The organism is Acinetobacter sp. AS167, from assembly GCF_037152175.1.
Classification (GTDB): Bacteria; Pseudomonadota; Gammaproteobacteria; order Pseudomonadales; family Moraxellaceae; genus Acinetobacter.
In genome coordinates this window covers 96,050-121,317 of record NZ_JBBCMP010000004.1, presented here as the reverse complement: position 1 = coordinate 121,317, position 25,268 = coordinate 96,050, and the positions used below count along the sequence as shown (strand labels likewise).

General features: G+C 38.0%; 20 protein-coding genes and 3 tRNA genes. 12 read left to right on the top strand and 11 right to left on the bottom strand.

Going from position 1 to position 25,268, the window contains the following annotated elements; genetic code table 11:
- Nucleotides 1-125: 125 nt before the first annotated feature.
- Nucleotides 126-211, bottom strand: a tRNA-Leu gene (locus tag WFN33_RS09270).
- Nucleotides 212-427: 216 nt separating this feature from the next.
- Here WFN33_RS09270 and WFN33_RS09265 point away from each other — a divergent pair.
- Nucleotides 428-2,194, top strand: coding sequence for an alkaline phosphatase D family protein (locus WFN33_RS09265; protein ID WP_336952738.1), 1,767 nt, complete (start codon nt 428-430; stop codon nt 2,192-2,194).
- 59 nt (nt 2,195-2,253) lie between these two features.
- Here the strand turns inward: WFN33_RS09265 and WFN33_RS09260 are convergent, their stop codons facing one another.
- The 3 genes from WFN33_RS09260 to WFN33_RS09250 form a co-directional block, all read right to left on the bottom strand.
- Complete coding sequence (locus WFN33_RS09260; RefSeq protein WP_336952736.1) at nt 2,254-2,985, bottom strand: hypothetical protein; 732 nt, start codon at nt 2,983-2,985, stop codon at nt 2,254-2,256.
- A 123-nt stretch (nt 2,986-3,108) separates the two neighbouring features.
- Nucleotides 3,109-3,194 (bottom strand) — tRNA-Leu (locus WFN33_RS09255).
- A 10-nt stretch (nt 3,195-3,204) separates the two neighbouring features.
- Nucleotides 3,205-3,278: transfer RNA gene (locus WFN33_RS09250), tRNA-Cys, on the bottom strand.
- Between the two features lie 152 nt (nt 3,279-3,430).
- On the opposite strand from WFN33_RS09250, the gene folD reads away from it, so the two are divergent.
- Together folD and WFN33_RS09240 are read left to right on the top strand one after the other, a co-directional pair.
- Nucleotides 3,431-4,279: a bifunctional methylenetetrahydrofolate dehydrogenase/methenyltetrahydrofolate cyclohydrolase FolD gene (gene folD / locus WFN33_RS09245; protein ID WP_336952734.1), complete on the top strand. Its 849-nt coding sequence runs from the start codon at nt 3,431-3,433 to the stop codon at nt 4,277-4,279.
- A 268-nt stretch (nt 4,280-4,547) separates the two neighbouring features.
- Nucleotides 4,548-5,216: a class I SAM-dependent methyltransferase gene (locus WFN33_RS09240; protein WP_336952733.1), complete on the top strand. Its 669-nt coding sequence runs from the start codon at nt 4,548-4,550 to the stop codon at nt 5,214-5,216.
- A 40-nt stretch (nt 5,217-5,256) separates the two neighbouring features.
- On the opposite strand, the gene WFN33_RS09235 is transcribed toward WFN33_RS09240, so the two are convergent.
- Nucleotides 5,257-5,682 (bottom strand): hypothetical protein, encoded by a 426-nt coding sequence (locus tag WFN33_RS09235; RefSeq protein WP_336952731.1) that lies wholly within the window; start codon nt 5,680-5,682, stop codon nt 5,257-5,259.
- A 146-nt stretch (nt 5,683-5,828) separates the two neighbouring features.
- A complete protein-coding gene (locus WFN33_RS09230) occupies nt 5,829-7,148 on the bottom strand; it encodes an MFS transporter (protein ID WP_336952729.1) in 1,320 nt (439 codons plus the stop codon).
- Nucleotides 7,149-7,603: 455 nt separating this feature from the next.
- Here WFN33_RS09230 and WFN33_RS09225 point away from each other — a divergent pair, with 455 nt between their 5' ends.
- Together WFN33_RS09225 and glpD are read left to right on the top strand one after the other, a co-directional pair.
- The gene (locus WFN33_RS09225) at nt 7,604-8,359 is read left to right on the top strand and encodes a DeoR/GlpR family DNA-binding transcription regulator (protein ID WP_336952728.1); all 756 of its coding nucleotides are present in this window, start codon (nt 7,604-7,606) and stop codon (nt 8,357-8,359) included.
- Nucleotides 8,360-8,525: 166 nt separating this feature from the next.
- Nucleotides 8,526-10,055, top strand: a complete 1,530-nt coding sequence (gene glpD / locus WFN33_RS09220) for a glycerol-3-phosphate dehydrogenase (RefSeq protein WP_336952727.1) — start codon at nt 8,526-8,528, stop codon at nt 10,053-10,055.
- A gap of 36 nt (nt 10,056-10,091) precedes the next feature.
- On the opposite strand, the gene WFN33_RS09215 is transcribed toward glpD, so the two are convergent.
- The 3 genes from WFN33_RS09215 to WFN33_RS09205 all read right to left on the bottom strand — a co-directional run bounded on the left by WFN33_RS09215 (nt 10,092) and on the right by WFN33_RS09205 (nt 13,783).
- The gene (locus WFN33_RS09215) at nt 10,092-10,802 is read right to left on the bottom strand and encodes a hypothetical protein (RefSeq protein WP_336952726.1); all 711 of its coding nucleotides are present in this window, start codon (nt 10,800-10,802) and stop codon (nt 10,092-10,094) included.
- Between the two features lie 76 nt (nt 10,803-10,878).
- Nucleotides 10,879-11,757: an ATP-grasp fold amidoligase family protein gene (locus tag WFN33_RS09210; RefSeq protein WP_336952724.1), complete on the bottom strand. Its 879-nt coding sequence runs from the start codon at nt 11,755-11,757 to the stop codon at nt 10,879-10,881.
- A gap of 193 nt (nt 11,758-11,950) precedes the next feature.
- Nucleotides 11,951-13,783, bottom strand: coding sequence for a phosphoenolpyruvate carboxykinase (GTP) (locus WFN33_RS09205; protein ID WP_336952722.1), 1,833 nt, complete (start codon nt 13,781-13,783; stop codon nt 11,951-11,953).
- A 407-nt stretch (nt 13,784-14,190) separates the two neighbouring features.
- Here WFN33_RS09205 and WFN33_RS09200 point away from each other — a divergent pair, with 407 nt between their 5' ends.
- The 5 genes from WFN33_RS09200 to WFN33_RS09180 all read left to right on the top strand — a co-directional run bounded on the left by WFN33_RS09200 (nt 14,191) and on the right by WFN33_RS09180 (nt 18,374).
- Nucleotides 14,191-15,129, top strand: a complete 939-nt coding sequence (locus WFN33_RS09200; RefSeq protein ID WP_336952720.1) for a diacylglycerol/lipid kinase family protein — start codon at nt 14,191-14,193, stop codon at nt 15,127-15,129.
- Nucleotides 15,110-15,898 (top strand): metallophosphoesterase family protein, encoded by a 789-nt coding sequence (locus WFN33_RS09195; protein WP_336952719.1) that lies wholly within the window; start codon nt 15,110-15,112, stop codon nt 15,896-15,898. Before WFN33_RS09200 ends, WFN33_RS09195 begins: the two co-directional genes overlap by 20 nt.
- A gap of 172 nt (nt 15,899-16,070) precedes the next feature.
- Nucleotides 16,071-16,361 carry a co-chaperone GroES gene (locus tag WFN33_RS09190; RefSeq protein WP_004722444.1) on the top strand — a complete coding sequence of 97 codons (291 nt, stop codon included), beginning with the start codon at nt 16,071-16,073 and terminating at the stop codon, nt 16,359-16,361.
- A gap of 79 nt (nt 16,362-16,440) precedes the next feature.
- Nucleotides 16,441-18,075, top strand: a complete 1,635-nt coding sequence (groL, locus tag WFN33_RS09185) for a chaperonin GroEL (RefSeq protein ID WP_004819670.1) — start codon at nt 16,441-16,443, stop codon at nt 18,073-18,075.
- A 155-nt stretch (nt 18,076-18,230) separates the two neighbouring features.
- On the top strand, nt 18,231-18,374 hold the full coding sequence (locus WFN33_RS09180; protein ID WP_336952717.1) for a lipoprotein: 144 nt from the start codon (nt 18,231-18,233) through the stop codon (nt 18,372-18,374).
- Between the two features lie 353 nt (nt 18,375-18,727).
- Here the strand turns inward: WFN33_RS09180 and WFN33_RS09175 are convergent, their stop codons facing one another.
- Both WFN33_RS09175 and WFN33_RS09170 read right to left on the bottom strand, forming a co-directional pair.
- Nucleotides 18,728-19,102: a diacylglycerol kinase gene (locus tag WFN33_RS09175; protein WP_004819673.1), complete on the bottom strand. Its 375-nt coding sequence runs from the start codon at nt 19,100-19,102 to the stop codon at nt 18,728-18,730.
- 139 nt (nt 19,103-19,241) lie between these two features.
- Entirely contained in the window at nt 19,242-20,390 is a 1,149-nt protein-coding gene (locus WFN33_RS09170; protein ID WP_336952716.1) for a glycerophosphodiester phosphodiesterase, read from the bottom strand.
- Between the two features lie 266 nt (nt 20,391-20,656).
- Here WFN33_RS09170 and WFN33_RS09165 point away from each other — a divergent pair, with 266 nt between their 5' ends.
- Both WFN33_RS09165 and mgtE read left to right on the top strand, forming a co-directional pair.
- Nucleotides 20,657-23,755, top strand: coding sequence for a multidrug efflux RND transporter permease subunit (locus WFN33_RS09165; protein WP_336952714.1), 3,099 nt, complete (start codon nt 20,657-20,659; stop codon nt 23,753-23,755).
- A gap of 167 nt (nt 23,756-23,922) precedes the next feature.
- Nucleotides 23,923-25,260 (top strand): magnesium transporter, encoded by a 1,338-nt coding sequence (gene mgtE, locus WFN33_RS09160; protein ID WP_336952713.1) that lies wholly within the window; start codon nt 23,923-23,925, stop codon nt 25,258-25,260.
- The last annotated feature ends 8 nt before the right edge of the window (nt 25,261-25,268 follow it).

Here is a 25,268-nt window from a genome sequence, read left to right as displayed (position 1 = left end):
CAAGATGTATTGAACTTTGAGTTATATTTTAAATTAGCAATTTATAGTTGATTTACAAATTTAAGGCATAAAAAAACCAGCTTATCGCTGGGTTCTTTATTGCACCATTTTAATAAGACTTAAAATGGTGCCCGAGGCCAGACTCGAACTGGCACGCTTTGTGGGCGGGGGATTTTAAATCCCCTGTGTCTACCGATTTCACCACTCGGGCATGTGCGCAATAATAAAGGACAGTTTTTCTCTTGGCAAGCGTATTTATGTCGATTTGCTTTCTTTTCAATCAATTCATGTGCTTATGTTTGAAAATAAAGCATTTTAAGCCGTTAAATGAGTATTTTGTCATGATTTTTTCATCAATTTGAGATTAAAGCGAAATATTAAGCCTTTAAATTGATTGGATAAAAAAACTTAGAGGAAATCAACTTCAATGCCAAACTCAATTTCACGCCGTGAACTTATTCAAAAGTCATTAGCCAGTTTTGGGGCATTATCTATACCAGTGTCGTTGACTGCTTGTGGCAGTGATAATAACGATTCAACATCTCCTACAATAAAAGTTGAATTTTTGCATGGTGTTGCCAGTGGAGACCCGTTAAAAGATCGTGTGATTTTGTGGACACGTATTACGCCACAGGATACGTCTTTGCGTTTAGAAGTGGTTTGGGAAATTGCCACAGACGATAAATTTACTCAAGTGATCAATACTGGAAAAGTACAAACAGCATCAGCTCAGGATTTTACTGTTAAGGTCGATGCAGACAAGCTTAAGTCTGGGCAAACTTATTATTATCGTTTTAAATTTGGTTCGGTGATTTCGCCAGTAGGACGTACCAAAACATTACCTGAAACTGCCAGTTCTGTGCAGTTTGCGGTGTGTTCATGTTCAAATTATCCTGCTGGCTATTTTTATGTATATAAAGAAATGGCAAAACAAGAGGTCGATGCGATTATCCATTTGGGGGATTACATCTATGAATATGGTAAAGATGGATATGCCACAGAAGAAGCGGTAAGGCTGGGTCGTACACTGGCTGCAAACAATGATAAAGAAATTATCAAGTTGGACGATTACCGTAAGCGTTATGCTCTTTACCATACTGACAACGATCTACAGGCTGCGCATGCACGACATCCTTTTATCGTGATTTGGGACGACCATGAACTGGCAAACGATGCATGGAAAGAGGGTGCAGAGAATCATCAAGCCAATGAGGGAAATTTCTTAGACCGTAAATTGGCAGCTTTACAGGCTTATTTTGAATGGATGCCGATTCGTCCTGTATCTGCAACAGATCATTTAAATATTTATCGCCAGTTTGACTTTGGTTCATTGGTACAATTAACTATGTTGGATACGCGTATTTTGGCACGCGACAAACAACTCAATTATGCCAACTATATGACGGCTTCTGGTTTAGATATTGCTAAATTTCAGACAGATTTAACCAGTACTACGCGTACACTGATGGGGTATACCCAGCGTGAGTGGCTACAAAAGAAACTGGCACAATCTACAGCAACTTGGAATGTTTTGGGGCAGCAAGTTTTGATGGCAAAAATGTTAATTCCTGCAGAATTGCTATTGTCATTATCTGCAATTACCAGTGGAAATGTTACTGCCGAAACTTTAGCAAAAATGAATCAACAGATCATCGAGTTAGTTACTTTAAAAGTCCGTTTGAAAGGTGGTGATCCAACATTAACTGCTGCAGAAAAAGCCCGTGTGACCACAGTTGCACCCTATAATTTGGATGCTTGGGATGGCTACTATGTAGAACGTGAAATTTTATATGGCACACTCAAAGCATTAAATAAGAAAGTTGTAGTGTTGGCTGGGGATACGCATAATGCATGGTCTGCTGACTTGCATACTCAAACGGGTGATTTTGTTGGGGTTGAATTGGCAACCAGTTCGGTCTCTTCACCAGGGATGGAAAAGTATTTAAGTATTCCTTTGGCACAGCTACAACAATTTGAAATGGCATTCACCACGCTCATTGATGAATTGAATTACACCAATTTAAATCAGCGTGGTTACTTAAAAGTCAGCTTTACAGCACAGCAAGTGCAAGCGGATTGGATTTTCGTAAATAACATCAAGGAAAAAACCTATTCAGTGGATACGGCTCGTGCCCATCAAGTGGTTTTAAATAACAATTTGGTTGATGTAAAGACTATTCAGAAAAGTGCATAAATTTTCTAGCCTAAAAAAGCCGAGTTTAGATCGCTCGGCTTTTTAACGTGATAGATGGATTACATCATACTGTCCATATAGGCATCTAAATCTTCATATTTATAGGTTTTACACATTTCATTTTCATATTTTAATAGTTCTAAATGTAACTCTAAAAACTTCACTAAACGCTTTTGATAAAATTGATATTTCTCAGAATCTTTAGTCAAGAATCGCATTTTGAATTTTGCTTTTTTAGCCTGTTTATAAGCCCATAAACAGGTTTTTCGAATTTGTTGTAATTGATAATATTCGGTGTCTTTGGTGCTATCTCTAAATAAATTTTCTTTATAAAATTTGACAAAACCAAAGCTCATTGCAAAGAAAAATAACAGACCTTGCAACAGGGTACTTTCTATAAAATAAAGATTTAGTGCTTGGAGGACGATCAGTACCGCAAGCTTAAGCGGAATATTATTGAGTTGTTGGTATAAATGAGTCGAACTGTGTTTTATTTGTTTGATAATGATGGGAACAATAATCATAAAAAATAACATAATCGCTAAAGCGGCAATGCCATTGGCTTGAAAGCTATCGAATTTAGGAAAATGATTTGCAATATACTGACCTAAACTAAAGTAGATGCTGCAAAAAATCATAATCGACAAAATCCAAGGAATAAACTCCTTTGCTTCATCTAAAAGCCCTTTGGTTTTAATTTGACTATAAAATAGAAAGTTGCGCTTAAATGCTTGTGGGTATTGTTGTTGTAATTGATTTAAATAGAGGGAAACTTGCTTGTTTTGAATCATATAGGCTTCGCTTATCTAAATTTCACTTTGGATATTAACATAAAAAACAATATAAAATTTTAGGCATAAAAAAACCAGCTTATCGCTGGGTTCTTTATTGCACCATTTTAACAAGAATTAAAATGGTGCCCGAGGCCAGACTCGAACTGGCACGCTTTGTGGGCGGGGGATTTTAAATCCCCTGTGTCTACCGATTTCACCACTCGGGCTTTACAAGATTGGAGGCGGAGGTCGGAATCGAACCGGCGTACACGGAGTTGCAGTCCGCTGCATGACCACTCTGCCACCCCGCCATGTCTTGGTGATGCACATATTAGCAATCTTTGAAAAAAAAACAATACTATAATTCATGCATATGCACATAAATTCAGCATATGGAAGAAAATTGTCTAAATAATCATGTATTATTTGCAAAATTGATTCATATCTACTTTGGAGATGTGCCGTGGCATTGGTATTGGATGGTCGCGCATTAGCGAAACAAATTGAAGCAGACTTGTTGACTCGTGTTGAAGCTATAAAAGCAAAAACAGGTCGTACCCCAATTTTAGCGACTATTTTAGTGGGTGATGATGGTGCATCTGCGACATACGTACGCATGAAAGGAAATGCTTGCCGTCGTGTTGGTATGGATTCTTTAAAAGTAGAGTTAGGTAAAGAAACCACGACTGAACAATTGTTAGCTGAAATTGAAAAATTAAACGACAATCCTGATGTTCACGGGATTTTGCTACAACATCCTGTGCCTGAACAAATTGATGAGCGTGCTTGTTTTGATGCCATTTCACTTCAGAAAGATGTAGATGGCGTAACTTGCTTAGGTTTCGGCCGTATGGCAATGGGTGAGGTTGCTTATGGTTCGGCAACACCTGCAGGTATCATGACAATTCTTGAAGAAAATAAGATTGAAATCGCGGGCAAACATGCTGTTGTGGTGGGGCGTTCGGCTATTTTAGGTAAACCGATGGCAATGATGCTACTTCAAGCCAATGCAACAGTTACAATCTGTCATTCTCGCACACAAAATCTTGCTGAATTGGTAAAACAAGCGGATATTGTTGTTGGTGCAGTCGGTAAAGCTGAATTAATCCAAAAAGATTGGATTAAGCAAGGTGCTGTTGTGGTTGATGCCGGTTTCCATCCTCGTGAAGGTGGTGGTGTGGGTGATATCCAATTGGTTGGTATTGAAGAGGTAGCTGCAGCTTATACGCCAGTTCCAGGTGGCGTAGGCCCGATGACGATCACAACGTTGATTCGTCAAACTGTGGAAGCTGCTGAAAAGGCGTTAACTTAAGTTCTAATTTATTCTGAGTACAGTGAAAGCCATGCATTCACTGTGCTTAAATCTAGCCTACATTTACACAGCGATATTTATTTTTCAGTAAAAGTAGGCAACATTGTCATTGGCTTAACGCGTTTAAGATGTACTTTTAAGTATTTATATTCGAGATTCAATAAGAAGTATTGTCTCAAACCTTAGCACATGACGTTACTGTCTATCGAATATGAGGAAGAAGCTGTATTTCCTCAATATCAAAATAATAATTTTGGTCATATTTTGCATGAGCTGTACTTATCAATTTCCTAAAGCCCCACAACATTTACTTGATGCTTTGCATGAAGTAATTCCTCAATGCGAATTATTGGCGCAGCAGTTGCCTGAAAGCCCAATTTCGTTATGGTTGATTCCACCTGTTTTTCCAACAGATCGTTTGGATGATGAGGTGATTCGCCGTATTTGGAATGATACACCGTATTGGATTTTTTGCTGGGCTTCAGGTTTAGCAATGGCACAATGGCTGATTGCAGAGCCACAGCATGTAAAAGATAAAATAGTGCTGGATTTTGGTGCTGGATCAGGCGTCGTTGCAATTGCAGCCAAAATGGCAGGTGCAAAACGTGTCATCTGTTGCGATATCGACCCAATTAGTTTGGATGCTTGTCGCGAAAATGCTTTGCTTAATGATGTAGAGCTTGAATATCTAGATGATTTATATAAATCAGAACAGGTTGATGTCTTATTAGCAGCAGATGTTTTATATGATCAATCTAACCGTTTCTTTTTAGATGAGTTTTTAAAATTTTCAACAGAAGTATGGGTGGCAGATAGCCGAGTGAAAAACTTTAGTCATCCAAATTACCAAAAATTGGATGAACGAAGCGCCACCACTTGGCCTGATTTAGATGAAGCCAAAGAATTCAGAAATGTGAGTTTTTATAAGACGCTATGACAGCGTCTTATTTTATTCTGTGATTTACACCTATCTAAAATCAAGAACAGGTATAACGTACAACATGTAAAGTGCTTGGACGGGTATCTAATGCTTGGCGTGTTGCATAATCTTCACTGTTATTTAGACTTGGTGTATTAGAAAGCCCAAATGATGTACGGCTATGTCCAAGTTGAACGCCAGCCTGATCTTTTGCTATTTGCGGATTGATAATTTCATTGGTGCTTAATACAGAAATTTTATAGTTTTTGTTTGCACCCAAAACTTTTTGACATGCACGCTGTAATTTATCAGCATCCAAATCACGATCTGCACGACCTGAAAGGGTGTATGCCAGTGTTGCACTATCTGCTGTTTGATTTTCAATCTGATAACCTGTTACGCCATTGTATTGACGAGGGGTTGTTTGACATGCAGATAAAGCTAAAACGATTAATCCTAAACCTGCATAAGTGATTTTTTTCATCTTTTAAAGTCCTAGCTTTTTGAATTATTTTTAGTATGCCATAGCTTTGCAATTTTCACGATAAGTGAATTGCGTAAATAAAACAGCTTTTTCATGTAAATAAAAAAGCTGTTTTAAATGAATTAGATTGCAAACTATAGTTTGAATTAATCATCCGTAATCAGGCTATGTTTTTTGCTATCTTTCATAAAAACATAGGTGATTAGAGATAAACTGATCATAAAGGTAATGTAATAGAAGAAATAGTTTTCATGCCCAGCATTTTTAAAGCTTAACGCAACTAATTCAGCCGTACCACCAAACACAGTGTTGGCAAGTGCATAAGGTAAGGCTACACCTAAAGCACGAATATGCGGTGGAAATAATTCAGCTTTTACAACCGCATTAATGGCTGTATATCCAGTTACAATGACCATACCACTCATACATAAGAAGAAAGCCGTTTTAGGATCCGTTGTCGAGCCTAAACTATTGAAAATAGGAACGGTAAATAACACACCGAGTACACCAAAAGTGATCATAATCGGTTTACGACCAATTTTGTCAGAAAGTGCACCCACTGCAGGCTGAATCAACATAAAAATAAAGATTGCGGCTGTGGTAATTTCAGTTGCGGTGGTTTTTTCAAAGCCAGAAGTGTTAACTAAATATTTTTGTAAATAAGTCGTAAATGTATTGAAAGCTAAGGTGCCGCCCGCAGTTAGCATAATCACTGTAAATGCTTGTTTAGGATACTTGGTGAATAAAGCCAAAGCACCAGATGTTTCACCGCCATTTTTTGCTTGTTGTTGCGCTTGTTTAGATGATTCTGTTTCAACGAGACCACGACGAATCCAGAACACAACAATTGCGAGTAATGCACCAATAAAGAAAGGAACACGCCATCCCCAAGCATGTAAGGATTCTTCAGAAAGATTATGTTGCAGGATAATCAGTACGCAGAGTGCAAGTAATTGACCTGAGATCAGAGTAACATATTGGAAACTTGAGAAAAAGCCACGATGATTTTTACCCGCCATTTCAGTTAAATAGGTGGCACTTGAGCCATACTCACCACCAACACTTAAACCTTGTAATAAACGCGCAAATAAAAGCAGTGCAGGAGCAAACATCCCAACTGAATCATAAGATGGCGCACAAGCAATGATTAATGAGCCAATACACATCAATGAAACAGAAAGTGTTAAGCCGGCTTTGCGACCTTTACGGTCAGCATAAATGCCCATGATCCATGCACCGATCGGACGCATTAAAAAGCCTAAAGCGAAAACTGCAGCAGCTTGGAGAAGTTTGACGGTTTCATTACCTTCAGGAAAGAACACAGGCGCAAAATAGAGGGTAAATGCGGCATATACATACCAATCATACCATTCGACTAAATTACCAGCTGAGCCACCTAGTATAGATTTGAAACGAGTTTTTCTATCAAGTTGCGAAGTGGCAGCTTGAGGAGATGAATTGGACAAGGCAATTCTCCAAAAGAATATGCAAAATACAGCCTGTTTAACTTTCATTTTGGATGAAAATCAAAGAAGAAAATCAAACAGAGAGAATTTAAGTAAGTATGACGAGGGGATACAAATAATTACAATGGTCGTTATACGCTTGAATGAAAGCAGACCTTATTAGACTTTGGTCTTAGCTGTGTTGAGAGCTCATTATTGTTCCAAGATGAGAAATTCTATAAATAAATGAATATTTTTTTAAAACAGGCATTTAATTTTAAATATTTTATAAATTATAAGAATTTATCTCAAAGTTAAAGCCTATTTATTTGCGTCTAAATGTATGGAATATAAACAATTTAGTAAGCTGAGTTGGATGAATTTAAGAATTTAATCTAGTCGTACAGTAAGTAGTCATGCTATTTATAGTAGCTAAATGTTCATTTTTGAAAATAAAACAATAAGGTTTCACATCTATGGACTTAATGATTCGACAACAGCAAACATTAGCATTGGTTAAGGCTCGGGGCTACATCAGTATTGATGAGATTGCACAGCATTTTGCAGTTACCCCGCAAACTGTACGGCGAGATATCAATCAATTGGCAGATGCCGGACTATTACGTCGTTATCACGGTGGTGCTGCAGTAGACTCAAGCGTTACCAATACAGCATATAGTCAACGGATCAGCCATAATTTAGCTGCAAAACAGCGCATTGCAACAGCTGTTGCAAAAGCAATTCCAGATCATGCATCTTTGTTTATCAATATTGGTACAACGACCGAAGCTATTGCCCATGCTTTATTGCAACATCGCGGTTTAAAAGTGATTACCAATAATTTAAATGTGGCAAAAATTTTGAGTATTAACGATGATTTTGAAGTGCTGATCGCCAGTGGGAAAGTGCGCCCTGATGGAGGCGTGATTGGGCAAGCCACCTCCGAATTTTTTAAGCAGTTTAAAGTTGATTATGCCTTGATTGGTATCAGTGGAATTGATGAAGATGGAACGATGCTCGATTTCGATTTTCAAGAAGTGTCAGTCTCGCAAGAAATTATTCTAGGTGCTCGGCAGGTATTTTTAGCAGCAGATGAGAGCAAGTTCGGTCGCCATGCAATGATGCGCTTAGGCCATCTTTCTGAAATAGATCGGCTTTTTACCAATAAAACCCCCACTGAAAATTATTTAAAACAAATTCATGCAGCAGAAGTAGCTTTAACTGTGGTTTAGGCTAAGTTTTAAACCCATAGTGAAAACATGATAAACGTGAAATTGATCATTTTTTGATAGACATTGATTAAAAAACTATCTATTATTTTCTTAAATGAAAACAAATGAAAATATATTTTCAAAAATGATTGTGAATATATGCAAATGATCAAAGGTGGTGGCGTTTATGACACAAATCAATGAGCAACAAGCTTACTATGATATTGCTGTAATTGGTGGTGGAATAAATGGTGTTGGTATTGCCAATGATGCTGCTGGGCGTGGTTTATCTGTGTTCTTGTGTGAAAAAGATGATTTAGCCAGCCATACTTCGTCTGCAAGCAGCAAGTTGATTCATGGTGGTCTGCGTTATTTGGAACATAAAGAATTTCGTTTAGTCCGAGAGGCTTTAGCGGAGCGAGAAGTCTTACTAGCAAAGGCACCACATATCATTCGCCCTATGCGTTTTATCATGCCACATCAGCCTCATTTACGTCCTGCTTGGCTGATTCGTACGGGTCTGTTTTTATATGATCATTTGGGTAAAAGAGAGAAGCTTGCAGGTTCACATTTGGTTGAGTTTGACCCTAATACCAGCCCACTAAAAACAGCGTTCAAACGGGGTTTTGAATACTCAGATTGTGCTGTAGATGATTCACGCTTAGTGATTTTAAATGCAATGCAAGCACGTGAGAAAAATGCCACTGTGGTGACCCAAACACGCTGTATTTCAGCACAACGAGAACATGGCTTGTGGACTATTCAGTTTGAAAATGAACAGGGTATTTATCACATACAAGCGAAGGCTTTGGTCAATGCTGCAGGACCTTGGGTTGCACAATTCATTAAGCAAGAGCTTCAGTTAAAATCACAATATGGGATTCGTTTAATTCAAGGCAGTCATATTATTGTGCCGAAAATCTATGACGGTGATAAAGCCTTTATTATGCAAAATGATGATCAACGTATCGTGTTTGCAATTCCTTATCTCAATCAATACACCATGATTGGCACAACTGACCGTGAATATTTAGCAGATCCGAATAATGTTGAAATTAGTCAGCAAGAGATCGATTATCTGCTTGATGTATCCAATGATCATTTTAAAGTGCAACTAACTCAAGCCGATATTATTCAGACATTCTCAGGGGTACGCCCGTTGTGTGATGATGAGTCTGATAATCCAGCCGCAATTACCCGTGATTACACTTTGGCTTTATCGCAAGATCATGAAAATGATGCACCATTACTTTCTGTGTTTGGTGGGAAGTTAACCACCTATAGACGCTTGGCTGAATCTGCAATGGAGCATTTGCAGAAGTTTTTCCCTAAAGCTGGAAAACCTTGGACTGGAAAATCCTTGTTGCCAGGTGCTGAGAATTTAATTTCTGTTGATGGGTTGGTTTTAGAAATTCAAAATAAAATCAAAGGGCTTGATCATGAAACTTCAAGCCGCTGGGCACATGCCTATGGAACCTATACATGGAAATTTTTAAATCATTCGACATCTGTTCATGAACTTGGTCAAGATTTTAGACATGGTTTATATGCCCAAGAGGTTGATTATTTGGTTGATCATGAGTGGGCGATCACCAGTCAGGATATTTTAAAGCGCCGTACCAAGTTATATTTAAAATTTACAGAAACTGAAATTCAAGTACTGGATGAATATTTGCTTGAATTGCATGAACGCCGCGTACAGAGAAATGTTGCCTAAGCAAAAATGGTAGTATATTGCTTTGCTGAGGATGTGTTATGACCAATCAAAGGTATATAAAACGCGTCGGGTTTCAGGTTGGTAATACAATAAAATCGAATCTGCACCATGTGAACAATATTCCCAACCTGCAACAGCTGCAATAAAATAATAACGATTGCTATCGCGATCAGAAATATGAACTTCTTCATCATCACGGTCTGCGTTGATGTAGCGTAAATCAAAATGTTGATCAATCGGATAAGTCCAGTTTCCACCGCCACATTCGCCGCCTAATTGGTCAAGCAAGGTTGTTGGAGAATTATTTTGATATTCAATGCGTGAAGTTGAAATGATTTTTCCAGTTTCGGCAAAGCGCTGTTTAAGCTGCAAGTAATCTTCATTCATTTCTTTGTGATGGGTTTTTAGATCAGCCTCGCAATCAGGATTTTCTAAAGCAAAATATCTTTTGTTTGCTAACCATTCATATTGATTTTGTTGATTTAATTGCATAATGAACCAATTTTCATTGGCAAAAGTATCTGAAAATTCTGTGGTATCACTTCCGATATAGCCTTCATAAGGTTCAATAGCATTCAGCAAATGAATTTTTCCTTGCCATGCAGTATTTATTGCGGATAAATCAATTGAAATAAGCGGAAGTAAATGCTGTGCTAGAAATAGACTTGAAGGGGCGAAGACGACTTCATGGTCAGGTAACAATGTTAGATAAGGTTGAGCTGTGGTGATGTTTTTAATAGGTGTCATTACGCTTATTTTTAGATCATTGAATGATTAGATTAAATCATAAAAAAGACCGAACTCGTCGGCCTTTTTGCTCGGTTTAGTCAGTTAGCCATAGAGCGCCTAATTTTTCATCCCACTCACTTGGGGTGATGACCATACGACCTGCATTGGGGGTTAAGGTAATCTCACTGAAGAAAACATCGTCTTGAGATAATAAGAAATCAATTCGGCTATAACCATATTTAAAACAAAGATCTTCTGACAATTGAAGCATTTTATTTAATTTTTGCGGTCGTGCTAAACAGCTTGGCGTATTGTTTTTTAGATCAACGGTAAAGGGTTGCAGAATCCAAGATGTGTCATACATATTTGAATAATCTATACCTTTGCTATCTTGTACATCGACTTCGAGATATCGAGGCTGACCTTCAAAACAATGAACACGACATGTTGTAATGGTGAACTTATTGTTTTGATCAGTAAATAAATCAATATGTTGTTCGGCCAAAATTAAAGGAACAATATCTTTGTAATGCCATTCTCGTTTTCTAAAATACATATTTTGTTTAAGGTGGTGATTGAGTTTGTGCTGCGCTTTTTTGATATCAAATTGCGCTTTATCGTTACAGACAATCGCACTGCCACTGTCATGATTGCATTTTAAAACAAACTTGTTGGGAAGTTGATTAAAGTCAATTTCCTCAAAGCATTTATATACGCCAATCAGTGGAACGAAATGGGAACAACAAATTTTATCTGAAATGATTTCTCGTACTGCAAATTTATCCGCTAATTTTGTATGTAAGGGTACTCTTTCATAGATCATTCTGGCGGTGACTTTTTCATTGAAACTTTTAGGCTGATCAAAGTTCGGGGTATAACCCAATTTAGCAATAAATCTTTTAGTGAGATAGCGTCTATCTGAGACAAATTTGGCTCTAATCACTTTTGCCGAATAAATAATATTTTCAATCATGATTAAAAAAAATCAATAAAATAATGAATGTTTGAATTATAGAGAAAATATGAATTTTGTATATGGAAATAGTAATCATTTATATTTTTATTACATAATTGTAATGAATATCTAAACAATAAAGTGAAAAGAATCACTTTAATAACAAAAAGACCGCTATATGGCGGTCTTTTTGTATCACTTAATCAGAGGACTAAGCAGATTTCTTAACAGCTTCTAAAAGCTCATTTTGACGAGTTTTAAGTGCAGCTGGTAAACGTTCACCAAGTTTATCAAATAACTCAGTGTGGCTTTCAATTTCTTTGATCCACTGATCTTTGTCTTGAGAAGTCACAAGATTAAATTGGTCTTTAGTGAAGTCAGAACCTGTCCAGTTCAATTGCTCATAGGTTGGAACAAAACCAATTGGTGTTTCTACTGCTTCAGCACGACCTTCACAACGGTCAATGATCCACTCAAGCACACGCATGTTTTGACCAAAACCAGGCCAAACAAAGTTGCCTTCAGCATCACGACGGAACCAGTTTACGTTATAAATACCTGGAAGTTTATTGCCCGCAGCTTTTGCTTTAGCACCAACTTCTTCGCCCATTTCTAACCAATGAGAGAAATAGTCAGCCATGTTGTAGCCAGCAAATGGAAGCATGGCAAATGGGTCACGGCGTACAACACCTTGTTGACCTACTGCAGCTGCAGTTGTTTCAGAACCCATTGTTGCTGCTTTATAAACACCATCAACCCAGTCAAAAGCTTCTGAGATTAAAGGTACTGTATCTGCGCGACGACCACCGAAGATGAATGCAGAAATTGGTACGCCAGCTGGATTTTCCCAGTCAGCATCAATAGAAGGGCATTGACCCGCTGCAACTGTGAAGCGAGCATTTGGATGCGCTGCTTTTTCACCAGCAACATGTGGTTGGCCTTTCCAGTTGGTTAAATTAGCAGGCGCTTCTTTGGTTAGACCTTCCCACCATACGTCACCGTCATTTGTTACAGCAACGTTTGTATAGATGACATCTTTGTGAAGTGTCGCCATGCAGTTTGGATTTGTTTTGATGTTTGTACCAGGTGCTACACCAAAGAAACCAGCTTCAGGGTTGATTGCATATAAGCGACCATCTTCACCTGGCTTGATCCAAGCAATATCGTCACCTACAGTTTCAATTTTCCAACCTTCATAACCCGCTGGTGGAATCAACATCGCGAAGTTGGTTTTACCACATGCAGATGGGAATGCCGCTGCAATGTAATGTTTCTCACCTTGTGGATTGGTCACACCAAGGATCAACATGTGTTCAGCTAACCAGCCTTGTTGACGACCCATAGATGAAGCAATACGTAAAGCAAGGCATTTTTTACCCAATAATGCGTTACCGCCGTATCCTGAACCGTAAGACCAGATCTCACGAGTTTCTGGATAATGCACGATATATTTTTCAGGGTTACAAGGCCATGCAACATCTTTTTGACCTTCAGCCAACGGAGCGCCAACAGTATGTACGCAAGGAACATAATCGCCATCTGTACCCAGTACATCATAAACAGCTTTACCCATACGAGCCATTTTACGCATACTTACAGCAACATAAGGAGAATCTGTAATTTCGATACCGATGTGAGCAATGTGAGAACCTAATGGCCCCATAGAGAATGGAACCACGTACATTGTACGTCCTTGCATTGCACCATCAAACAAACCGTTAAGGCGAGTACGCATCTCAGCAGGAGCTTCCCAGTTGTTTGTCGCACCAGCATCTTCTTGTTTTTCAGAGCAGATGTATGTACGACCTTCAACACGCGCTACGTCAGACGGATCAGAATTCGCTAAATAAGAACCAGGATGTTTTTCTTGGTTCAACGCTTGCATAGTGCCGTTAGCGATCATCAAGTCGATGTAACGTTGATTCTCTTCTTCGCTTCCGTCACACCATTCAATTTTTGCAGGTTTAGTTAATTTAGCAATTTCTTCAACCCATGCAATGAGCTTGGGATGACGAACGAATTCTGGTGCGTTCACTTGGGTCATGGTGAGGCCTATCTAAAATATGTACAATTTTGTGTACAAATAATAATCTGAATGAAGGGATACTACATTCAAATTTAAGTATGAAAAAAAGTGGTGGTATTAAAACATATATTCATAAAAAAAATAAGACTAAAGGCTTAAAAGATACCAATGCTTGAGTTTTTACTAAGTGTTTGATTTTTATTGTCTAACATTGATTATTGTTTGATTTTTATTAGTATTTTAAAACGGAATGTAGGGTATTTTAATTGTAAATAATAATAGTTTACAATAAGTTGAAATTATAAGATTTACTAAATTAATTATTGATTTAATAAATGGACATAATTCGAATTTTACATAAAGGTGCTTTTATTTGTTTAGAAAATCGACGAAATTAGTGCAAATACTTCAAAATAATCAAGCTTATGGACACAGAACTCAAGCCTCTTTCAATGATTTACAATGAAAAGTCAGGTTTTCATGCCAATCAGAAAGATGATATTTATGAAAAACTCATGACCATCTGGACTTCACATGGTTTTGAAATTCAAGTTTTTGATATCAGTTCAGAGCCTGATATAAAAACCCTGATGCAAAAAATCATTCAACGTCATGCACAGTACTCAGATTGCGGTGTCATTGTCGCTGCAGGTGGTGATGGTACGTTGAATGCAGTCGCCTCGCAAATGTTAAATCAAAAAATTCCTATGGGAATACTACCTTTGGGTACTTTTAATTATGTGGCGCGTGTTCTACATATTCCCCTGAATATTTTGGAGGCAGCAAATGTGATCGCCACAGGGGAGCCGCGTGCATCACATGTGGCCTGTATCAACGATCAAATTTATCTAAATAATGCCAGTTTAGGTTTATATCCTTTATTTATTAAAAAACGTGAAGAATATAATCGTAAGTTTGGACGCTTTCCTTTAAATGCTTACACCTCTGGTTTGGATGTACTGATTCGTGACCGTAAAGAACTCAAATTAGAGATCGAAGTAGATGGACAAAAGTATCCTGTAAAAACACCACTGATTTTTTTTGGTAATAATCAACTGCAATTAAAAGAATTGAATTTAAAAATTTCAAAATGTGCAGAGGTGGGTGAGATTGCCGGTGTGGTGATCGCCAAAGGAGATAAAGCCACTTTATTTAAAACCTTGTTTCAAACCATTCGTGGAAAATTGGAAAACGCTTCCGATGTGTATAGTTTTGGTGCACAAAAAGTCATTGTTTATTCAAAAAAGCCTAAACTGACCGTTGCTGTCGATGGAGAAATTGTTTCAATGACGACCCCATTAACCTTACACGTAGAAAAAAATGCTTTAAAAATTATGGTGCCGCATGTTATTGCATCTGTCTGATCTACATTTTGGTACTGAGCGTCCAGAGTGTATACGAGCGATTCAAAAGTTTTGTGCTGTGCATAAACCAGAAGTGGTTGTGGTGAGCGGTGATTTAACTCAACGTGCTAAATTTAAAGAGTTCTATGCATGTAAACAGTTTTTAGAATCGCTAAAAATCCCTTATTTTGTGGTGCCTGGCAATCATGATATTCCTTTATATCATGTCTGGAATCGTGCCTTTAGACCATTTGGCTTATATCAACTGTTCTTTGGTAGTTTAGAACGCACTTTATTTACAGAGCATTTTTATTTAATTGGCATGAACAGTATTCGTCGGCGTTATCATACACGCGGGCATATCTCATTTGAGCAAATTCAAAATGTAAATCAGTTGTTGGTCAATGCACCGAAAAATAAATTAAAAATAATTGTTAGTCACCAACCTTTTTATACTTCAAATGAAGATCATCACTTAAAAGATTGTCCTGCTTTAGGGCAGTTTGCCATTAAAGAATGGGGACAACATCAACTGTATGCTTTATTACATGGTCATTTACATTTAGTTGCGGTCTATGATTTGAATCAAGCCTTTGCGCTAAATTTAAAGCAACCGGTTTATGAAGTTCATGCGGGTACAGCAGTTTCTCGACGCTTACATAAAAATATGCCAAACAGTTTTAATGTGATTCATCAAAATGGTGAGTTTGAGCATTATTTTTTTGATGAGCAATTACAAGATTTTATTGCGAAAAATGAGCTGAAAAATTCTGAATCAGAGCTGATTTGATACAAAAGAAGAAAAAACGTACAAATTAAATAAATTTTTTTTCATTTTCCCCTTGAAGCGTTTATTTCCATCCCCACAAATGTGACATACAAATATTTTGTCGATGACCTAGGAATAAGAAGTCATCTTCGCTGAGTAATCAATGACATTTAAAATGTCTATGGAGTTAGAAATGAGCAAGATTCGTCCTTTACATGACAACGTTGTTATTCGCCGTGTTGAAAAAGAAACTAAAACAGCAGGTGGTTTAATTTTAAGTACTTCAGCAGCTGAACAACCTGCTCAAGGTGAAATCCTTGCTGTAGGTAATGGCAAAATCACTGATAATGGCGTACGCGCTTTAGACGTGAAAGTGGGCGATAACGTATTATTTGGTGCTTACGCAGGTACTAAAGTTAAAGTTGATGGTGAAGAACTTCTTGTGATGAAAGAGTCTGATATTTTAGCGGTATTGGAAGGTTAATCTTCTGCCGTTCAAATGAGTTTTCATCCAAAACATATTGGTCAAAATTTAAAATTTATAAAGATATCTGGAGTTTAGTATGTCAGCTAAAGACGTAAAATTTGGTGATTCAGCGCGTTCAAAAATGATCGCCGGTGTAAACGTACTTGCAGATGCAGTAAAAGTAACTTTAGGTCCTAAAGGGCGTAACGTTGTTATTGATCGTTCTTTCGGTGCACCACACATCACTAAAGATGGTGTAACTGTTGCTAAAGAAATTTCTTTAAAAGATAAATTCGAAAATATGGGCGCGCAATTGGTTCGTGAAGTTTCTTCAAAAACCAATGATATCGCAGGTGATGGTACAACAACTGCAACTGTACTTGCTCAAGCGATCTTAAATGAAGGGATCAAATCTGTAACTGCGGGTATGAACCCAATGGATTTGAAACGTGGTATCGACCTTGCGGTTAGAGCTGTTGTTGAAAATATCAAAGCAACTGCTAAACCAGCTTCTGATACCAAAGCAATTGAACAAGTCGGTTCGATTTCGGCAAACTCTGATGAAACTGTAGGTAAGTTGATTGCGCAAGCAATGGAACGCGTTGGTAAAGAAGGCGTGATTACTGTTGAAGAAGGTTCAGGCTTTGAAGATGCGCTTGATGTTGTAGAAGGTATGCAGTTTGACCGTGGTTATATCAGCCCGTACTTTGCAAACAAACAAGATACTTTGACTGCTGAACTTGAAAATCCATTCATTCTTCTTGTTGATAAGAAAATTGGTAATATCCGTGAATTGATTACAGTTTTAGAAGCTGTTGCAAAAACAGGTAAACCATTACTCATCATCGCTGAAGATGTTGAGGGTGAAGCACTTGCAACACTGGTTGTAAACAACATGCGCGGTATCATCAAAGTATGTGCGGTTAAAGCGCCTGGTTTTGGTGATCGTCGTAAAGCAATGCTTCAAGATATCGCGATCTTGACAGGTGCTACTGTGATTTCTGAAGAAGTGGGTATGTCTTTAGAACAAGCAACGCTTCAAGATTTAGGTACTGCACATAAAATCACGATTTCTAAAGAAAATACTGTGATTGTTGATGGTGCTGGTGATGCAAATCAAATTGCTGAACGTGTAACTCAAATTCGTGCTCAAATCGAAGAATCAACATCTGAATACGATAAAGAAAAACTTCAAGAGCGCGTAGCTAAACTCGCTGGCGGTGTTGCTGTAATCAAAATTGGTGCTGCAACTGAAGTTGAAATGAAAGAGAAGAAAGACCGTGTAGATGATGCGCTTCATGCAACGCGTGCTGCGGTTGAAGAAGGTGTTGTTGCAGGTGGTGGTGTTGCGTTGGTACGTGCAGCTAAAGTACTTGACGGTCTTGTTGGTGCAAATGATGACCAAACTGTAGGTGTGAACATCCTTCGTCGTGCGATTGAAGCGCCACTTCGTCAAATCGTGTCTAACGCTGGCGATGAGCCATCTGTTGTGATCAATGCAGTGAAAAGCGGTGAAGGTAACTTTGGTTACAACGCTGCAACTTCACAATATGGTGATATGTTAGAAATGGGTATCCTTGACCCTGCTAAAGTAACGCGTTCTGCACTTGAGCACGCTGCATCTGTTGCTGGTTTGATGTTAACAACTGAATGTATGATTACTGATATCCCAGAAGACAAACCTGCTATGCCTGATATGGGTGGCATGGGTGGCATGGGCGGTATGATGTAATATCGTTTCAATCTCAGATCATAAAAAATCCCCGCTTTTATGCGGGGATTTTTTATGCAAGTTACTTTATTCTTGTTTTTTGTAGATTTATTATTATCCTTTTCTACTATTCGGTAAATATAAATACAATACGAAAATTGTGAGGGGGGAGTAAAATGAAAAGATTAATTTTCATTATTGTAATTAGCCTGGTGTTAACTGGATGTTTAAGTATGATGGGGCAACGACTTGAAACTAGAAATGATTTAATGCAGTCTTGGGTAGGCGAGACAGAAGAAAAAATGGGGACCACCATCTAGAAGTTATACAGTTCCGAGTGGCGCTAAAATTATTTCTTATAATGATGATTAGGGTTCTTGTGTTGAAAAATTTATGCTAGAACGCTGTAAAGTGACCAAATGGGGATATACCAATTGTTCAATGAATCTCAATCGGCCTGATAAAATAGACAAGAAAACACCAATTCCAAAACCTTCACTTTAATGAATTATTTATAGAAATAATTTTAAGAGATAAGGAATTTCGTCAAGTTAAAAATATCACAGTGCTTTGACTTGATTAACACAGCAAAGAGAAATTAGGCTTTTATAAATTGACATTTTACGCTCGGTGGAATGTTAATGTTCTCTCTAACTGATTTAAAAACAATAATTTATCTAAAAAGAATAATCACCCAAGTAAAGAAAATAATTGCTTGAGCTACAAACTGCGCAGCACTTCCCATATCTTTGGCATTTTTAGACAGTGGATGGCGTTCTAAAGAAACTCGATCAACGACAGCTTCTAATGCTGAATTAAACAGTTCTACAATGATTGCCAATAAGCACACAGCAATCATCACTGCTTGTTCAACAGAAGAGACATCAACGAAGAATGTAATCGGAATTAAAACAATATTAATCCAAACAATCTGACGGAAAGCAGCTTCATTTTGATATGCAGCTTTAAATCCTGCTAAAGAATAGCCAGTTGCATTGAGAATGCGTTTGAAACCCGTCGTACCCTTAAATGGAGAATAATCACTCATACATCAAAGCAGCTAAATTTTTAAAAAGTGTATTATTTTAAACTTAAATGGGGATTAATTTTAAACAAAAAGCACTAAGTTTAGAAAAAATTAAGCAAACATTTGAATCGTTTGCTTAATTTTTTGAATAAATCAGATGTTACTTTGCATTTGGATTGGTTTTTAAGTACGCATCCAAAGCTTTACGACCCAGCGCAGGATCATCGGTAAATACACCGTCCACACCAGCTTTAAAATACATCTCATATTCTTTATTCGCGCCAGCTTCACAACGCTTGGCTGCATCTGCTTCACCAGTACTACATTTTAAATTGTTGGCAAGGAAATTATTTTCAGGACGGAAAGTATATGGATGGACTTTTAAGTTCACAGCATGAGCATCTGTAACAAAAGAAGAAGGTGCAGTATAGCTATCATTAAAAATATACGGTTTCCATGGACCAACACCATCAGCATATTTGGCAACTTCTTTTAAACCTTGTGCTGTGGCCATATCACCATAGGTGGTTTTAATCCCTTGTACGACATAATCTGCTGGACTGATTTTCTTATCATCATAAAGCTGAATAATTTTGGCATGCTTTAAGCTTTTATGGGCTGTCAATTGGTCTTTAAAGTACTTTAAATTATTTACTTCAAATGACTGTAGATAAATCGGTGCAATTTCACGGCTATATTGGTACTTTGCCAAAGTTTTAAGCAATGGATCTTCCATGGCTAAATTTAGTTTTTGAAAATATGTTGGGTGCTTGGTTTCAATATAGAGCCCAACCACCTTACCAGTTTTTTTATAATTCTTTTCAGCCAGTTCAATGATCTGCTCAAGGGTGGGAATATTAAATTGGTCATTGTATTGGGTATTGTTCGGGCGTAACGCTGGGATACGCTCACGTGCTTTAAGTTGATTCAATTCATTTAAAGTAAAGTCTTCAGTAAACCATCCCGTTAACGATGTCCCATCGATGATTTTTGTTTTCTTACTATCTGCAAATTGGCTGAATGTACTGACATTGGTTGTACCGCCAATTTCATTTTCATGACGTGCAACCAAAACCCCATCTTTAGTCGATACTAAATCTGGTTCAATAAAATCAGCACCATCATCAATGGCTTTTTGATAACTTTCAAGGGTATGTTCAGGACGTAAAGCACTGGCTCCTCGGTGACCAACGATAATAATTTTTGGTTCCTTGTATTCGGGCGTGACGTTATCTATATTTTTATCGTCATCATTACAAGCAGTTAATAAGGCCATGATACTTACCAATAACCCAGTATTTTTAATCATATTTCTCTCAAATTCTTATAAGTAAACTGAGCGTAGTGTATGTGGTTAAATTGACACTGTGATGACATCAAGATGATGAAATCTTTTTTGTAGATTTACGATCCGAAGAAATGAATTCTTCACAGTTTCTTCATATTTAAACTTATCATTCGCTTTTCTGTTATTTTTCCTTGAGTTTTTAGTTCAAGTCACAGAATATCCATATAAAGCAGATTTAATTGTTCGAACAGCTTTAACCTCAATCCTTTGACACAGAACCTACTCTGATGCTCTCTAAATTTTTTATTCAACGTCCTATTTTTGCCTGTGTACTCGCAATTATTGTTATGGCTTTAGGCGTATTTTCAGTCTTAAATTTACCTATAGAGCGATACCCTGATATTGCTCCACCACGAATTACTGTTTCGACAACATATACAGGCGCAGATGCTGAAACGGTTGAAGAGAGTGTTACACAGGTTTTAGAACAACAAATTAAAGGGATCGACCATCTACTGTACTTTAGTTCGAGTAGTGACTCATCAGGTCGTGCCAGAATTAGTATCAGTTTTGAAAATGGAACTGACCCAGATACCGCACAAGTACAAGTACAAAATAGCATTAATGGCGTACTTAACCGTTTACCTGACGATGTACAGCGTCAAGGTGTAACGGTAAATAAATCACTTGGCGATACATTTATGGTGGTGGGTTTATATGATGAAACGGGTAAAAGTAACAATATCGAGTTAGGTGACTATTTATCTGATCATATAGAACAAGAATTATCACGGATTGAAGGGATTGGTGAAGTTGATGTATTTGGCTCACAATATGCCATGCGAATTTGGCTCAATCCGAATTTGCTTCGACAATATCAATTGATGCCCAGTGATATTCGGACAGCAATTGAGGCACAGAATACACAGGTTGCCGCTGGTGGTGTCGGCGATTTACCAGTAACTGCTGACCAATATTTAAATGCAAAAGTCACTGCTGGTTCACGTTTAAGAACTGTGGACGAATTTAAGAATATTATAGTCAAATCCAATACCGATGGAGGCTATATCTATTTAAAAGATGTGGCGCGTATTGAATTGGGCGCAGAAAACTACCAATCTTTTAATACCATCAATGGTTATCCTTCATCAGGTATGGGGATTTCTTTATCCTCAGGTGCAAATGCACTAGCAACATCGGCATTAATCAAAGCCGAGTTGGCAAAGATTTCTGAAAAACTACCACAAGGTTATAAGATTGTTTATCCACGTGATAATACGCCGTTTGTGCAAGAATCCATTAAAGAGGTGGTAAAAACATTATTAGAAGCCATCGTATTGGTGGTTCTGGTCATGTTTATTTTCCTACAAAGCTGGCGTGCAACGTTGGTTCCTACTATTACTGTTCCGATTGTAATTTTAGGTACTTTTGCGGTACTCAATGTGCTCGGTATGAGTATTAACACATTGACTTTATTTGCCTTAGTGTTGGCAATTGGTCTGTTGGTCGATGATGCGATTGTTGTGGTGGAAAATGTCGAGCGTTTGATGCATGAGCAGGGTCTAACTGCAAAACAGGCATCTATCGAGTCTATGCAGGAAATGACAGGGGCTTTGATTGGAATTACAGTGGTCTTGACGGCTGTATTTATCCCGATGGCATTCTTTACGGGTTCAACAGGTGTGATTTATCGTCAATTCTCCATTACCTTAGTGGCGGCAATGGCCTTGTCACTGTTGGTTGCATTGATATTAACCCCTGCACTGTGTGCCATTATTTTAAAACCGAACCCCAAACCCATGCGTTGGGCCACTTGGTTTAATCGCAAACTTGAAAATCTAAGACAACGTTATATTCGACTGATTCAAAAGACCTTAAATTTGAAATGGGTGGTTTTGACGATTTTTGTGGCTTTGATTGCTGTGTTTTCACTGATTTATCGGACTTTACCTACTAGTTTTATTCCAAGTGAAGATCAGGGTATGTTGAGTGTACAGTTCCGTTTAGCCGATGGTGCACCGATGTCAAGTAGTCAGGTGGTTGGAGAAAATATTCGAAGATATTTCCTTGAAAATGAAAAACAAAATGTAGATATTGTATTGATTCGTTATGGGCGTAATTTTTCAGGTACAGGACAAAATTTAGGAACAGGCTTTGTAGCCTTAAAGCATTGGGATGATCGGTCAGGTACACAAAATTCTGCGCAAGCAATTCGTGAACGTGCAACAAAATATTTTAGTCAAGATCGCAATGCTCGGATTACAGTGAGTTTGCCTGCTTCTGTAAATGGTTTGGGAGATAGTGATAGCTTAGAATTCTGGATTCAGGATATTAATGGTCAAGGTCGAAAATATTTAGACCAACAATTCAATACATTGCAGGCGCAAGCCAAACAGTTCCGATCCTTTGAGAATCTGGATAAAAAGTCCAATCCCGATAAATCTAAGTTAAAAGTTGATGTTAATCAAAAATTGGCATTGGCAAATGGACTGAGTCAAACCGCGATTAACAACACCTTGTCAGCAGCATGGGGTGGTTCTTATGTAAATGACTTTATTGATCGTGGGCGAATTAAACGAGTAATGATGCAAGGCGATGCAGAATTTCGTTCCAAGCCAGAAGACCTACAGGTATGGACGGTGCGTAATGCACAGAACCAGATGGTGCCATTTAGCAATTTCGCAACAACGCGCTGGGAAGGTGGGCCAGATGTAGTGAATCGTTTCCAAGGTTATACCGCCTTGCAAATGGAAGCCAATGCTGCGGCGCATACTAGTTCAGGTCAAGCCATGAAAGATATTCAGACCTTGATTAGTCAACAAGAGGGAATAGATGTTGCGTGGAGTGGCTTGTCATTTGAAGAACAAAAATCCAGTAGCCAAGCATGGTTACTCTATTTGATTTCAATCGGCTTTATTTTTCTTTGTCTAGCAGCTTTATATGAAAGTTGGTCGATTCCAACTGCTGTGATTGCGGCAATTCCTTTGGGGATTGGAGGCAATATTATTTTCAGTAAATTGATAGGTTTTCCAAACGACATTTATTTTCAAATTGCATTGTTGACCACGATTGGTTTGTCTTGTAAAAATGCGATTTTGATTGTTGAGTTTGCTGCTCTGTCTCAGGAAAAAGGTAAAACAGCTATTGCAGCTGCATTAGAAGGTGCAGGGCTGCGGTTACGTCCAATTCTAATGACATCATTAGCCTTTGGTGCGGGGATTATTCCATTGGTTGTTGCATTTGGTGCAGGTGCTGCCAGCCGTCAAGAAATTGGTGTAAGTGTGTTAGGTGGGGTGATCTTTGGAACAGTTTTGGTTTTACTGTTTATCCCATTTATGTATGTGTTGGTTCGCTCAATTTTTAAATCAAAAGCGCCCTCTGAGTAATGGTGTCGATTGATGGCCTTAGCTTGATCAATGTTCTTAGATGAGGATTGATCAAGCTTAAAATCATACAGAACCGTTAAAACATGTTTCACAACAAAAAACATCTTTATTTTCGTGGGATTGCAGTCCAACATGTGGCAAAAGTTTGATGGAATTTGGATCATCCTATGCAATTTTCTTTGGCACTCGTTTCAGAAATAGAAAAAGCCATTCAAAACCATCAATTTGATATCATCGAAAAACAATTTGAACAAATCAATGACGCTGATATCGCAAAAATTTTGGCAGACTTATCTTTAAATGAACAGCTGACATTGGTGGAGTATTTGCCCAATGCTGCGTACATTCTTGAGTTTTTATCACTCGAACAACAACTTAAAATTTCTGAGCATTTACCAAAAAAAATACTGGTCAATATCATTTCTGAGATGCACTCGGACGATCGTACAGATTTATTTAAGTATTTGCCTTATGCATTACAGCAAGCTGTTTATGCTGATTTAAGCACTGAAATACAACTGCAGATCCAACATTTAGCCAGATATCCAGAAGAGTCTGCTGGTGCAATCATGAGTTCAGATTATGTGACATTGTCACCTGATTTGAACATGACGCAAGCCATCAAGCAGATCAGAGCAATTGCTACAAATCGTGAAACAGTCTATTTGATTTATGTGATCAATCCTCAAGGTACGTTACTTGGGGTTGTGTCCTTACGTGAAATTATTCTTGCTGAGCCTGAACAAACCATTGCTGAAGTTATGAGTACGGATTTGATTGTAGGGGATGTTAATGAAGACCAAGAAAGTATTGCAGAGAAGTTGCATTATTATGACTTTATTGCGCTGCCTATCGTTGATGAGCAACAGCGTCTTTTAGGTATTGTCACTTATGATGATGCGATGGATGTTGTCACCGAAGAAGCCACTGAAGATTTTTTAAAATCCAGTGCAGTCTCATCTTCTCCTAAAATGAGTATTAAGACAGCGCCGATTCATTACCTATATAAGAAACGGGTATTTTGGTTGGTGATTTTAGTTTTTGGCAGCTTATTGTCTGGATTTGGGATTGCCCATTTTGAAGATATTATTGCAAAAAATATTGTGCTGGTATTCTTTTTGCCGCTTTTGGTCGGGAGTGGTGGGAATGCCGGTTCACAGTCGGCCACGTTAATGGTGCGGGCATTGGCAACGGGTGATGTACATTTAAAAGATTGGATGTACCTGATTGGGCGTGAAAGCTTGGTCGGTTTATGCTTGGGCGGAACAATGGCAATTGCTGTGTCCATTCTTGGCTACTTTAGAGGGGATGCAATGGTCGCCTTGGTTTTAGCTTTAAGTATGATGGGTATAGTATTGATGGGCTGCTTAATAGGGATGAGTCTGCCATTTATATTAAATCGTTTAAAGCTGGATCCAGCAAGTGCTTCGGCACCTTTAGTCACTTCGATTTGTGATGCAACAGGTGTTATCGTTTACTTATGTATTGCATCGATTATTTTATAAGACATGGC